Here is a 13,648-nt window from a genome sequence, read left to right on the forward strand (position 1 = left end):
AAGGTTTAAATTTTTTAACATAGGAAAATTATGGAAAATGTAAAATTGTTTTTTCAAAATAGATTGAATTTAGAGGTTTTTTTAGCCGCTGTACTACTTCTGATAGCTTCTATTTTTGGCTTTATTATGGAAGTTGTTATTTATGCGCTCTATTTTATGATATTTTTAGAAATTGTAAGGGTTTTGAGAGGTTTTATATATGAAAACAGAGTAAAACTAAGAATTTTAATAGATATTTTTATTATTTTGGCTCTTAGAGAATTTATCGTAAATGTAGTGAAAATAAACAAAGAAGAGTTCAACAGTATTTTTGATGTATTTGCAAGTAGTACCAATTATCATATACTTATTTTTAGTGGTGTTTTGGTATTTTTGTTTGTCCTTAGATTTTTGGCAAAAGTTACATCTCCAGATGAATACTACAATAAAAATTGCGAAAAAACCAATGAAGTATAAGCTCACTTCTATGTTAATATTTGAATGATATAGCCTCCTTTTAGCACCCCTAAGTTATAATCAATTACTTTATTTTGTGTGGAGTTTGAATGAGTACAGAAGAGATCGGGGCACTGCTAAGCGACAAATCAAAGCTCCTTTCCGAAATCTATTTCGAACTTCAATCGGTATGTGAAGCCAAATACGGTCCTGATACTCTTGTTATTATCGAAGTAGGCTCGTTTTTCGAGGTTTATGAGGTCAACAACGAAGCAATGAAAATCGGTAAGGCCAAAGAAGTTGCCGAATTTCTCAATATCCAGCTCACCCGTAAAAATAAAACAATACTTGAAAACTCCATCCAAAACCCTCTCCTCGCCGGTGTTCCTACCGTTTCCATCGAGCGGTATCTCAGCCGTTTGGTGCAGTCGAAAAAATACACGATCGTCCTTGTCCGTCAGCAGGGTGAAGTTCCCCATATCCGCCGCTACATCTCCAACATTATCTCTCCGGGGACGAATTTCGACTATATTGCCGAAGCGAGCGAGAACTATATTGCCTCGCTGTTGATCGATCAAAATAACGGTGTCTATTCCGTAGGGTATTCGGCGATTGATGTGGGAACAGGGAAAACGCTCATCAACGAGATCCACGGAACTCGCGAAGACAAAACCTATGCTCTGGATGAAGTGTTTACGCTACTCCAAAGCTACCAAACCTCCGAAGTGGTGGTGACGTTTTGTGCCGGAGATATCGATCGGGATGAAGTAACCCGTTATCTGGAGATCAAAAATCACCATCGAACGTCGATGAATGAGAAGCGTCTGCGGATTGATTACCAAAACGAACTGTTCGAGCGGATTTATCAGATACGCTCACTCCTTAGCCCCATCGAGTACCTCGATCTGGAGCGTTATCCCTACGCTTCGGAATCGCTTTGTATCCTTATCAACGTCATTATCGATCACGATGCGGGGATTATTGAAAAGATGAACCGTCCTACCTTTTTGGGGACGAATCGCTATATGTATCTGGGAAATAATGCGGCAGAGCAGTTGGGGATCATTTCACGCGATCATGATGAAATGACACTCCTCAAACTCATCGATAAAACCTCCACGGCAATGGGAAAACGGCTACTGCGTGAGCGGCTTCTCAATCCTATCTGTGATGTTAAACTCCTCGAAGAGCGGTACGATTTAATCGATAAGATGAGTGATCACATTGCACCGTTTGAGACGAAACTCAAAGAAGTGTATGATCTGGAACGGATTTTACGCCGTCTGAAACTCGGAAAGCTCCACCCGTTTGAGCTTGCCTATTTTTACGCATCGCTTAGTGCGGCGGAGAGTTTATTTGAGGATGCCGCACGTTTGGGTGTTGCTTACGATAAAGCGAGTGCGCAGGAGTGTGCTCATTGTGCCTCTGAGCTTCGGCGAGTATTTAATATCGAAGCGTGCGCTAAATTTCGGCGTGACCAGATTGATGAGAACCTATTCAAGGAGGGGATCGATCCCTCTATCGATGCTTTGGAACAACTTCAAAGCAACAACCTTTCGAAATTGAATACGATTATCGGACATATTGATACGTTTTTTGAATCCGGGGGATCGTATGCCTCTATCGGATGGTTAGAGAGTGAGGGGTACCATCTTTTAATGACCCGTAACCGTTATGTGAGTGTCGAAGAGGCACTCCATAACAGCTTCTTTACGCTGGACAATCAGCATTACTTTTTTCGCGATTTTCAGGTTCGTAAACTTAAAACAGCGGTGAAACTCTCTTCGACCCTTTTGGATGAACTCTCTATCGAAAATGCGGGAGCCAAGTCACGTATGATCGCTCAGGTAAAAGAGCGCTACCGTGAACATCTCGAAGAGATTGAACGACGCTTTTCCCATGCGATCGAACATCTGATCTCGTTTCTCGCTGTCGTGGATGTGAGTTTAAGCGGCGCGAAGTGTGCAAAGCAATACCGCTATATCCGTCCGTCCATCGTCCCCTCCCCAAAAGCGTTTATCGAGACGGTGGGATTGCGCCATCCCCTCATCGAATCGCGAGAAGAGAACGGGATATTTATCCCCAATGATCTTTTTTTAGGTTCACTCGATCAGCACACCTATGAAGAACACCCGACGATTGAAAACGGCGAGGATGTCAAAGGGGTGCTTTTGTACGGCATCAACTCCAGCGGGAAATCTTCCTTGATGAAGAGTATCGGACTCTCGGTCGTGATGGCGCAGGGGGGATTTTTCGTTCCGTGCGCCATGATGCGCTTCTCTCCCGTCGATAAGCTCCTTACCCGTATCGTTTCCAAAGACAACCTTTACAAAGGGCTTTCGACGTTTGCCGTAGAGATGCTTGAGCTGCGCAATATCTTTAACCGTGCAACCGAAAATACCCTTATTCTAGGTGATGAGATCAGCCACGGGACGGAGACCGAATCGGCTCTCGCCATCGTCGCGAGTGCGATTCTCAAGCTTCGAGAGATCGGGAGTATGTTTATCTTTGCTACCCATCTGCATCAGCTCTCATCCCTCGAAGAGATTAAAAAAGCGCGTGAGATCGTGCTGCTTCATTTGGGTGTTTATTACGATGAGGCGAGCGATAAGCTGGTGTATGACCGTAAGCTCAAAAGCGGAAGCGGCTCAACACTGTACGGATTGGAATTTGCCAAATCGCTCCACATGGATGAGACTTTTCTGAAAAAGGCGTATGAGATCCGAGGACGGATCACCGATAAAACCCATGAAGCTTCGATGCTGAAGCGGGAGAAAAAGAGCCGTTATAACAACAAGCTCTTTTTGACCAAATGTGCATTGTGTGATGAAGCGGTTGATGAGGTGCACCACATCGTCCCTCAGGCGAACGCGGATGATGGCGGTTCTATCGGGCACTATGGGATGAATCACCGCTACAATCTTATTCCTTTGTGTGCTAAGCACCATCGCCTTGTCCATGAGGGAAAAATTTCCATCCATGGCTTTGTAATGGGTGAGGACGGTTTACGGCTCAGTTATACTGAGAGTAGTGAAAAATAAAAGTGGTATAATCACTAAAAAGAGGAGATGGCATGACAAACGTTCAATCTGTTTTACACAAACGGTTTGAGAAGGCAGAAAAGCATTACGAAGCATTCCGTGATTATTGTCATTTGATCGAAAAACTCTCCTCCGTGAAAAATATTTTTACTATCGATGTTTTTATTCAGATGCCCCCAGAAGAAAAAGCGATTCTCGACGCCTATCTCAAACGATTTGCGTCATTGCAGGATTTTTTAGGGGCGAAAATATTTCCTCTTTTGATCGAAATTAGCGGTATGGGAACGGTCAAAATGTCCGAAGTCCTGTTTATGATGGAAAAAGAGGGAATTATCGACAGTTTTGATAATTGGATGGAGTTGCGCGAAATCCGAAACGAACTCGAACATGATTATCCTGATGAGCTCCAAGAGGCACTGGATGATCTGAAATTTTGCGTCGATCATTTCGGGCGGTTGGAGAGCTATTATCTAAATTCCAAAGCGTTTGCGGAGAGGTTTACTTCATGAGACTCCCTGAAACACTCAAATCTTCTATACTCAAAGCGATAGAGGAGTCTTTCGGGAATGTCGAAATCTATCTTTTTGGCAGTCGTACCGATGATACGAAGCGTGGCGGTGATATCGATATCGCAATTCGAACGGATATGACCCGTGAACACTTCCGCAAACACAAGATAGCGTTTGTATCGTTGCTGATGCGGATGGGGTTTGATCTGAAAATTGATTTGGTTCAGTACCACGATTCGATGGATGCACTGCTCAAAAGCGAGATTTGCTCCAATGGAATCAAACTCTAATTCCTCTCTATTAGGCCATTACTTTATGCATCGGGTGTGAATAGGGCTGGATAAGCTGCAAATAAATTTTTGGAATGTCGAGGATTGAAATCATCTCATTTCCGAAATCCTCGGCACGATCAGGAATAATGACCGCTTTGGTCAGTGAATTCTCATTTTTCAAAATATTGCTGTAGTGACTGATAGAGCGGATCGGAATTTCAGGGCTGCTGTAGATGGCATCCACAGCCAATCCCAGATAAACGACTTGTCTTTCTATTACGGCTTTTACCAGAATGATGGTATCACGCTCTTTGTCGTACTTTTTCTCCATCCCAAGCAATTTAGCGAGCGATATAACACTCACCATCCGTTTCTCATAGCTGATGACGCCCAGATTGTATTCGCTGGCATGGAGTATTGAGGTAAGCTCTTGATGAACCAGAGAACAGACAACATTTTTTGATTCGATTGCAAAGAGCGATCCTCCCACAAAAAAGGTTGATATTTCGGAAGTCTCTTCGGTTCCGTTGGCTTTAGGATACGTATAGACACGTTGCGTAGGAGCTTCACTTTCAATGGCTTGAATCTCACCGATAGGCCGGTAGAGGAGTGCGATAATGTCATTATCGTATCCGTCGCTTTGTTTGTATTCTCGGTATCCGTTTGAGCAGGTTGCGCCGAGTGTGTAATAGGTTCCGTTATAAGGAAGGATCTGTGCATCGCTTTGTCCCGGGGTGAGTTCTAAGATCGATACCGGAAGATGGAGTATCTCTCCTACTTTGATGGTTGCGGTTGTGGTAGAAATGACACGGCCGCTTCGATCGATAAAGAGGGCAAACATCCCCTCAGGAATTACATGATTGTCATCTTTGGGGAGGGTATCGTGCAACATCGCTTCGAACTGAGATTCGGCATCAAAGACGATGCCTATTCCGCCAACATTTTCCTCATTAAAATTGCGGATACAGGCATTATAGATATAAGTTGAACGATTGGAATAATAGGGACTCGATTCGAATGCTGATACGACATATTCTTGGGTGGTTTTAAGTTCTAGCGTTTCCAGTGCCCATGAATATCCTACTTTTTTCCCGATTACAGCATTGTCGCCCGGATTGGAGACAGCTATAATTGTCCCTTCACGATCGTAAATGAACATTGCGCTGTAGACGGTATAGAGACCATTGATATAACCTAAAATGGTATTCATTTTTTCACGATTTTCTTCACTTACATTGATATTCGATAAACATTCGCGGAAGGTTGTTGTCAGCGCCCACCATCGGCAATCATTGGCTCTCTCATACAGGTTCCGATCCATGATATCAATCGCGAGGGAGGATTGGAACTTTAAATCTTCAAGATACTGGATCAGCATCGCCGTGTTGAGATTGGCGACAGTATGATCAAAAACTCGTTTCGTCTCTTCACCTGTTTTCGATATTTCTGAGAGGAGCGCTTTGGTAAAGGGGCTTTCATGACCGACTGAGTTGGCTATTTGGACATTTCCGTTCCATACGGTAATATCGAGTTCGCTTTGAATTTTTTTTGCTTTATCCAAGATATCTTGAAGCTCTTGCGGATAGTAGGTTTTTGCATTGGCAACCCTATCAAACAAATCATTTTTTAGAAATGAGGATCGTGAAGAGGAACGAAATGCTAAGTGAAGGGGAACCATCGCATGCCCGATCCATCCTGAACCGTTGTATCCTTGATATCCGGTTGTTTTTACCGCTTTGTAGAGGTATTCGAAACCGGTATAATAGGTTTGATGATCCTCATTATTACGCGGTGGAAGATTTGAGCCGATCGGAACATGATGGGCAGAGGATGAGGCAATAACCTCTCCGTATGGACTGAGAAGTTCGAGAGCGATATAGGGATTATCGCGGGTAAGTTTGTGAAAAATACTTTTTAGCTCATTTTCAAATCGGAAAATCAGACACAATACTCCCAACGGTTCATCATTCTTAGGATTACAGACACGGTAGGAATAAATAAGTGAGGGTTTATGGTGGGTGAGATCACTTGCACGATAGGTTTCGACATAGCCTTGATAGGTTCGCAGTGATTCTTGCAGTAGTGGATCTTTTGAAACGGTGATCGGATTGCTATGATCGAGCTGTACGAGCACTTTGCCTTTTGTATCGAGGAGAATGATATTTTCATAGACACTGTATTTTGAGACGTATTCGGCAAAGCGTTCCGTTAGGGCTTCTTTTTTCTTTATTTTAATTTCGCGTTTTTCGTCTGAAGCAGACATATCGGTTGAGTGTAAAAAGAGAAGGTAATCGCGGATGTCATCATCGGTAGCGAGAAATCCGATATCGGCAGTACGTTCAAAAAGGTTTCGGATCAGAATATCTATCGCTGTTTGAGCTTTGGACTCGAGTTCATTGAGACTTTTATTGAATGTCTCTTCTATCAGACGTTTAAGTGGTTCGTCGAGTAAGTCCTCGAACGCTTTACGCGTTTCACTTGTGTCCATTCCGATATTGGACATAGAACCAAGGAGCGTGAGTAAATCCCATTTTCCTGAGAGATTATTCATATTTTTTTCAAAATTTTGAACATCGGACATATAACTGATGAGATGACTGCGTTGCATAAGTGCTCCTGTACAAAAATGATATGGATTGATTTGTGATGACAGTATAAAGAGCAATGAAAAAAAAATAGAAGGATGATTGATCAAAAAATAATCACTTTTTAGTGAGTTACATTTTGATTACAATCTATATGATTAAGAAACAAGCTTTTTGGAATAGAGCAAAGTTGTTCGCTAGGAGGAACAACTCAGTTTTAGATTCGTGTGCTGTTGCGGGGTAACTCCGGCATAACGCTCAAACTTATTATGCTCATCATACGGATTTTGTGCCAACATAAGCAGATCGTTAACGAGGGTAAAATCATCTTTTTCCGCCGCATCAATCGCTTCTTGAAGAATATAATTTTTGAGAACATATTTTGGATTCGTGCGAAGCATGTGTTTATGCCGTTCCTCTACCGATGAGGTATTCAAATTCAATCTCTCATCATATCGATCACACCATTCGTTGAGCTGATTCGGTGCAAGAGTCATAGAAAGCAGCGTTTCTCGATTTCCATCGTATCGGCTCAATATACGGAAAAATGGGGTCATATCGATGCGCCCGTTTTCCATGACCGTAAATAAAGATCGCAGCAGATCGCTGTCATTTTCATTCGGTATATCAAGACCAAGTTTATCACGTAAAAGTTCCATAAGACGGGTCGTGAAATAATCGCCGTATTTGTCCAGTTCTAACTGGAGCTTCTCTGTAGGGATGAGAGGTGAGAGGGCATGGGCAAGACGCTCTAGGTTCCAGTATCCGATTCGGGGCTGATTGTCATAGCTGTATCTGCCTTGCGCATCGGTATGGTTACAGATATAACCGCTCTCGAAGGTATCCATAAAGGCGAAGGGACCGTAATCGATGGTGATACCTATCGCAGACATGTTATCGGTGTTCATGACGCCGTGGTTAAAGCCGACCGATTGCCACTGTGCTATCATTTGTGCTGTTCGTTGCACGATTTCTGCGTACATTTTGAGATAGGCGTTTTCACTTCCTACAAACTGCGGGAACGATTCTTGGAGTAAAAAATCGGCTAAACGTTCGAGTTCTTTGTGTTTATTGGTATGGAAAAAATACTCAAAACTTCCAAATCGTATCCATGAGGGTGAGAGACGTAGAACGATTGCTCCGCGCTCCCACTTCTCACGCGCTACGCTCTCATCGGAACTAATGATCGCCAATGCACGACTGGTTGGAATTCCCAGACCATGCATCGCTTCACTTATCAAATATTCACGGATGGAAGAACGCAGTACCGCACGACCATCGCCTTGACGGGAGTAGAGGGTTTGTCCGGAACCTTTGAGTTGGAGATTCCATCCGTTAGCACAGCCTAAATTGATAGCGCGACCGTCTCCGAGGCGTTGTACATAATACCCAAACTGATGACCGGCATAACACATAGCATAGGGGCGTGAACCTTTTAACAAGAGTGTCCCGTTGAGAAGTTTTTCGAGCTCTGCATCGGTGAGATGAGAAGGGTCAATTCCCAAAAGTTTGGCTGCTTCAGGGTTGAGACTGACAAGTTTCGGATTTTTGAGAGGTGTGGGTGCGACTTCATGGTAGAAGATCGGATCGAGTGACAAATAGGGAGTGCTAAGGGTTAGGTTGGATAATTTCATATCAGAGTTTTACCGTAAGAAGTTAAAACCCAACGAGGGGAATAAAAGGAGTTTTATTTTTTTAGGATTCTAAGAGAAGTTTTTTCTCATCACCCTCTTGTCGCAGTCGAATATGGGTTACTTTTCCCTTGGGTGAGATAGCATATTCTTGATGGGTTTTAGGATCGATAAATAGAACCCGATTATGTCCGTTATAAATATTGTTGTGGGTTACTACTGCATGTATATCAGCTGCATAGAGTTTTTCGAGTTCTTCACACAAGGTATGAAGAGAAAGTTCATCTTCTTTTAGTTTTCCAGAAAAATCTTTGAGCGCATTTACTTCTGCTTTGTATTGTATCAAACGGACAATATCTCCTTTTGCCGGCTCGGTACCATTTTTTTGTGCTTCCAAGACACGTTTCTGAAATTGTTTGATGCGGCTGTTTTTTTCTTTGAATGAGAGTTGTTTTGCACTGAATTCTTTGCTTTGCTCTTGTAAACGCGATGTTTTATCCCGTATATCGATCTCTAATGACGCGATTTTTTCGTGATAGCTCTCAATAGCGTCAGGATTAATGATGAGGTTATTTCCCTCACCTTCGATGTTCTGGATTTCAATAAGTTCCAACGCTGTGATTTTAGCATTGGAATGAAGCGTATCGATATAGACTTTGTTGGCAATAATTTCTCCTCCTGCCATCGTTTTGATACGAACGATTTCCGCTTCGATTTTCCCTGCTTCCAATATATCGATATTGGCTTCTTTGGCTTTTAGATTACCGCGATGGAGGTGGATATTGGCAACTTCAGTGACATTGATTTGCGATTTTTTATGGGTTTGAGCCCCGATATTCAGTTTACATGCTTGAATTTTGGCATTCCCACCGACAGTACCGCTGACATCAAGCTTTTGTACATCGATATTGACCCCTGAACCGATAGAGTCCTCATTGGAAATTTTCTTTTTGATTTTAAGTGAAATTTCTTTATCAATTCCGGCTTCAATGGAACCGGTTTTTTTGAAGCTGGCAGATTCGATTTGGAGTTCTTGAGAAATAGTAAAAATCCCTTTATGTCGTTGCACGTAGCCGGATACGCCAGCGTAAAAACGGATACTGCCGGAATCTTCATCACTGGTAATCGTTTTTTCATCAATGAGAATATATTTAGCATATTTGACGGAAGGTTCGGGAACCTGAATATGATTTCCGTCACAAGCACGTCCGTCACGTCCGTGTTTAGGAAAAATATATTCTAAAATCAGATCACCAGGCTGAACTCCCTGAATAAGGCTATTCGTGTTACTGAGTTCTTTATAGTGGAGCAAAACCTTATCATTGATCGGTTGAACCGGAGGGAAACATTCGGCAATAGGAAGACGATAGGGCTCTTTCAGCGGCCCTTCTTTTTGGATTTTAAGGAGTAGACGATTGATCTCTAGATCTAAATTAACATCAAATATTCCAATCATTAATCCATGTCGAAGTTCTCTTTTTACGATAGCTTCTTTGATCCACTCTTGAACCCCTTTTTTGAGAGGGATAGTTGATTTCGGATCGATGATAGCGACCGCTTTGCTCTTGTATTTATCGGTGGCAATAGAGAAGTATAGATTGAGATAAGGATGTGGTTTGAATTCTCGTATACGGATTTGATACTCTTGACGAAGTGAAAAAAGATTGGAACGTATTTCGATTTCGGTGGTGTTTTCTAAAAGATTATTTCCTCTGAGATACTGCCACTCTTCATCTACCGTCCCTTTGAAATAGGTTTCGTATGAGAGCAGATCGAAATCAAATCCATCAGCAGATATCCCTTGCTTATTTGCCGCATTCAGCAAATCACTCATAATATTGGTTGATAGCTGAATGATCGGGGTTATCACGGCGGGTTATGGCTCCATTATCGATACCGCTTTGCGTTCATGGAAGTTGAAATGACGTTCCAAATCAGAATTGTCGATTAGAACAGGCACAACCAAGAGCGACGCGATGACGGCTGCTATTGTACCAAAAATCAGTGATACTCCAAGCCCTCCGAATACGGCGTCACTTGCCAAAAGAGTGGAGGCGAGGATAATTGCCGCAGCGGTGAGAAAAATCGGTTTTGCACGGGTAGCGGTCGCATAGGCAATTGCCTCTTTTTTGTGCATCCCTTTGTCCAGCATCAACGATTTGGTAAAGTCGATTAGTAGAAGTGAGTTGCGCGAACTGATTCCTATCAAGGCGATAAATCCGATCAATGATGTTGCGGTCAGGAAGAACGTATCGGCAGTAAAGATATTCATAATGAAATGGCCGAAAATAACCCCGATGATGGAAAGGAAACTTCCCAACAATACAATACCGCTGATGACAAAACTTTTGTAGTAAATAACCATGAGTAAGAAAATAAGGATCAGTGCCGCGATAAAGGCACCTCCGAGATCGACGAAGGTGTCGAGTGTCACTTTCATCTCGCCGTCCCATTTGAGATCATAAATTTCTTTGGTCTTTTTATCAACGAGTTGCAGGTTGAACAATCCCGTTTTGGTAATTTCGTATTCATCGTTGAAGGTATCGAGAATAACGTTGCGTGCCGCCATTAATGGATAAACCTGTGAAACCATATCGGTTTCGGCTACAACATTGCTCATTTGATGAAGATCTTTAGTCATAATCATCGGATTGGATTTGACCGCTATGATATCGACGATCTCAGTGATGGGAACCATCATCCCCATTTGGTTGAGTAGTTTGAGGGAAGAGAGTTTCATCTCAATCGCGGTTTTATCTTTGGAAGCGAACTTTTTCCCTTCAGGGGTCAATGTTAAGAAAATTGGGATTTGATCAGTTGCGCTTTGGGAGTTTTTAACGGCAATCCCCATCCCCTCAAACGCAAGGTACAAAATATCGTTGACGTGTTTAACATCAAGACCTGATCTTGAAATTTTATCGGTGTTAACACGAACTTCGAATTTATCATAAATCTCATCTTGCATGATATCGATATCGACAAGACCGTCTGTTTTACGGAAAACTCCCTCGACACGTTCGCTCAAATGACGAATCCCTTCGGCTTTATTTCCGTAGACTTCGGCAACAATCGCCGCCATGGTAGGAGGACCGGCAGGGGGTTCAATAAATTTGATATTGGTTTGCGCGTATAAGCTCTCACATTGTTTGAGGATAACAGGACGAAGACGTTGCACCATCATATAAGACGGTTCGTCACGGTTATGCTTTTTGGTCAGATTAATGACCACTTCGGCGACGTTTTCGTTGTTTTTAAAATGGCTTCCTTTGATCAGCCCGGCAAAATCAAGGGGTGAACCGCTCCCTAAAAAGACCTCAGTATCCAATGCCTCTTTTTCATGCTGTAAAATTCCGACGACACATTCGCTCACTTGACGGGTTTGTTCGATGGAACTTCCATTCGCAAGATCAATGTAGACGCTGTAGGTATCGTTGTTTTTTCCCGGAAGCATTTTAGCCAAAACGAGTTTGGTCGGAATGAGGGCTACCGATAAAATAAAGGCAATCAGTGTTCCCCATAACACCATTCTTTTTTTGGAGGGTGTGTTGAGAATCAGGAGTAAATAGTTTTCAAATTTTTTGTACATCAGTGAGAATCTCCGTGGTGTTCGGGTTTTTTAAGCAACCGTATCGCCAAATACGGGGTGAAGATATAAGCGACAAACAGGGATGCCACAAGTGCAACGGGGACGTTGGCAGGGATCGGTTTCATAAACTGTCCCATCATTTGACCGACAAATGCCATCGGAACCATCGTGAGAATAATGGCCAAGGTCGCGATATTGGTCGGTGCGCCGATCTCATCGGTTGCTTCGATCATTAGCTCATCGGCATCTCGATCGGCTGCCCCGGGTGCGTGGAAGTGACGGTGAATATTTTCGATAACGATAATCGCCGCATCCACTAGCAGTCCCAGACTGAGAAGGAAGGCAAAAAGGGTGATACGATTAATGGTTTGCCCCGTTAGATAAGCGATAAAGAGGGTGATTGCCAAAATCGCCGGAACGGTGAAGGTAACGATCAGCGATTCGCGCCAGCCCAAAACAAAAACAAGCAAGATAGCGATGATAACGATAGAGAGGAGCAAGTGGAATACCAGCTCATTGACCGCTTCGTTTGCCCGTTCTCCGTCATTACGAGTGATAACGTAGCTGATTCCCTCGCTTTTCATCTGTTCTTTGTACTTTTCAAGTTCTGTTTTTACCGCTTCGGCAATGATAACGGCATTCGTCCCTTGGAGTTTGGATACCGTAAGGGTGATTTGATCTTTCAGCGGTGAGAATTTTCCATCTTCACCCTTGACACTCACAAGCGCTGATTTGAAGTTTTGGATATCTTGTCCTGCGCTGATAGTTGCAACGTCACGAAGGTAGATCGCTGATCCGCCGTATTGGGCGACGATGATGTTTCCGACGTCTTCGACACTGTCGATGGCATTACGAACCCCGATCATCACGATTTGGTTATCTTGTGTTTTTCCTTTAATCTCAGGAACGTTATAGGCCAATGATTGGGTAGCCATCACGATTTGTCCAAGAGAGAGGTTGTATCCCGCTAGGCGGTTTATATCCACAAGGACATTATATTGATGTTTTTTAGCACCCTTGATATCGGTAACAGCGACGTTAGGAAGGCCGTTGATATGATGTTGAATCTCTTTGACATGGTCGTAGAGCAGGGTAGGATCCATTTTCGGATTATTGGAATAAAACGCGACCGAAACGATCGGGATATCGACATCGATATCGAGGGGTTTGATAATCGGCTGCATAGCACCTTTGGGGAGGATACTCATGTTTTGCATGATTTTGTCGTATATTTTGAGGTTGGAATCCTCTTTGGCCTCACCGATAAAAAAGGCGGCATTGATGACGGCAACATTGTCCATCGCCATGCCGTGGATATGTTCAATCCCTTTGACCTCTTTTAGTTTTCGCTCCAAGGGTTTGACGATAACGTTTTCAACTTCGTTAGCGGTTGCTCCGGGGAGGGCAATAATGACGGTAGAGCCGCTGACAACCATTTGAGGATTCTCTTCACGGGGCATAAGCATAAGTGCCATGTAACCGATGAGAAGGAGAAAAATTCCCAAGATTGGAGTGAGGGGATTGCGTAAAAACCCTTTTGCAAGTTTTCCGGCAGAATCTTTAGGCTGATAGGCTTGTGGTGTATGCAT

Annotated in this window: 9 protein-coding genes; 4 read left to right on the forward strand and 5 right to left on the reverse strand. The window is 43.1% G+C overall.

Going from position 1 to position 13,648, the window contains the following annotated elements; translation table 11 throughout:
* The first annotated feature begins 30 nt into the window (after positions 1 to 30).
* The 4 genes from PHI47_RS00795 to PHI47_RS00810 all read left to right on the forward strand — a co-directional run bounded on the left by PHI47_RS00795 (position 31) and on the right by PHI47_RS00810 (position 4,275).
* On the forward strand, positions 31 to 456 hold the full coding sequence (locus tag PHI47_RS00795; RefSeq protein WP_299932543.1) for a hypothetical protein: 426 nt from the start codon (positions 31 to 33) through the stop codon (positions 454 to 456).
* Positions 457 to 545: 89 nt separating this feature from the next.
* Positions 546 to 3,476 (forward strand): HNH endonuclease, encoded by a 2,931-nt coding sequence (locus PHI47_RS00800; RefSeq protein ID WP_299932546.1) that lies wholly within the window; start codon positions 546 to 548, stop codon positions 3,474 to 3,476.
* A gap of 32 nt (positions 3,477 to 3,508) precedes the next feature.
* Complete coding sequence (locus tag PHI47_RS00805) at positions 3,509 to 3,985, forward strand: hypothetical protein (protein ID WP_299932549.1); 477 nt, start codon at positions 3,509 to 3,511, stop codon at positions 3,983 to 3,985.
* Positions 3,982 to 4,275: a nucleotidyltransferase domain-containing protein gene (locus PHI47_RS00810; protein WP_299932552.1), complete on the forward strand. Its 294-nt coding sequence runs from the start codon at positions 3,982 to 3,984 to the stop codon at positions 4,273 to 4,275. Before PHI47_RS00805 ends, PHI47_RS00810 begins: the two co-directional genes overlap by 4 nt.
* Before the next feature lie 10 nt (positions 4,276 to 4,285).
* Here the strand turns inward: PHI47_RS00810 and PHI47_RS00815 are convergent, their stop codons facing one another.
* The 5 genes from PHI47_RS00815 to PHI47_RS14555 form a co-directional block, all read right to left on the reverse strand.
* Positions 4,286 to 6,865 carry a chemotaxis protein CheW gene (locus PHI47_RS00815; RefSeq protein ID WP_299932554.1) on the reverse strand — a complete coding sequence of 860 codons (2,580 nt, stop codon included), beginning with the start codon at positions 6,863 to 6,865 and terminating at the stop codon, positions 4,286 to 4,288.
* Positions 6,866 to 7,039: 174 nt separating this feature from the next.
* Positions 7,040 to 8,476: a protein adenylyltransferase SelO gene (locus PHI47_RS00820; RefSeq protein WP_299932556.1), complete on the reverse strand. Its 1,437-nt coding sequence runs from the start codon at positions 8,474 to 8,476 to the stop codon at positions 7,040 to 7,042.
* 61 nt (positions 8,477 to 8,537) lie between these two features.
* A complete protein-coding gene (locus tag PHI47_RS00825; protein ID WP_299932558.1) occupies positions 8,538 to 10,343 on the reverse strand; it encodes a flagellar assembly protein A in 1,806 nt (601 codons plus the stop codon).
* A 6-nt stretch (positions 10,344 to 10,349) separates the two neighbouring features.
* Entirely contained in the window at positions 10,350 to 12,059 is a 1,710-nt protein-coding gene (locus PHI47_RS14550) for an efflux RND transporter permease subunit (protein ID WP_366882344.1), read from the reverse strand.
* The gene (locus tag PHI47_RS14555; RefSeq protein ID WP_366882414.1) at positions 12,059 to 13,648 is read right to left on the reverse strand and encodes an efflux RND transporter permease subunit; all 1,590 of its coding nucleotides are present in this window, start codon (positions 13,646 to 13,648) and stop codon (positions 12,059 to 12,061) included. Before PHI47_RS14555 ends, PHI47_RS14550 begins: the two co-directional genes overlap by 1 nt.

This window comes from Sulfuricurvum sp. (genome assembly GCF_028713855.1).
Taxonomy (GTDB): domain Bacteria; phylum Campylobacterota; class Campylobacteria; order Campylobacterales; family Sulfurimonadaceae; genus Sulfuricurvum.

Coding starts and splice junctions, on each gene's coding strand:
- PHI47_RS00795 (WP_299932543.1), top strand. CDS start 31: ATGGAAAATGTAAAATTGTTTTTTCAAAATAGATTGAATTTAGAGGTT.
- PHI47_RS00815 (WP_299932554.1), bottom strand. CDS start 6,865: ATGCAACGCAGTCATCTCATCAGTTATATGTCCGATGTTCAAAATTTT.
- PHI47_RS00800 (WP_299932546.1), top strand. CDS start 546: ATGAGTACAGAAGAGATCGGGGCACTGCTAAGCGACAAATCAAAGCTC.
- PHI47_RS00820 (WP_299932556.1), bottom strand. CDS start 8,476: ATGAAATTATCCAACCTAACCCTTAGCACTCCCTATTTGTCACTCGAT.
- PHI47_RS14555 (WP_366882414.1), bottom strand. CDS start 13,648: ATGCATACACCACAAGCCTATCAGCCTAAAGATTCTGCCGGAAAACTT.
- PHI47_RS00810 (WP_299932552.1), top strand. CDS start 3,982: ATGAGACTCCCTGAAACACTCAAATCTTCTATACTCAAAGCGATAGAG.
- PHI47_RS14550 (WP_366882344.1), bottom strand. CDS start 12,059: ATGTACAAAAAATTTGAAAACTATTTACTCCTGATTCTCAACACACCC.
- PHI47_RS00805 (WP_299932549.1), top strand. CDS start 3,509: ATGACAAACGTTCAATCTGTTTTACACAAACGGTTTGAGAAGGCAGAA.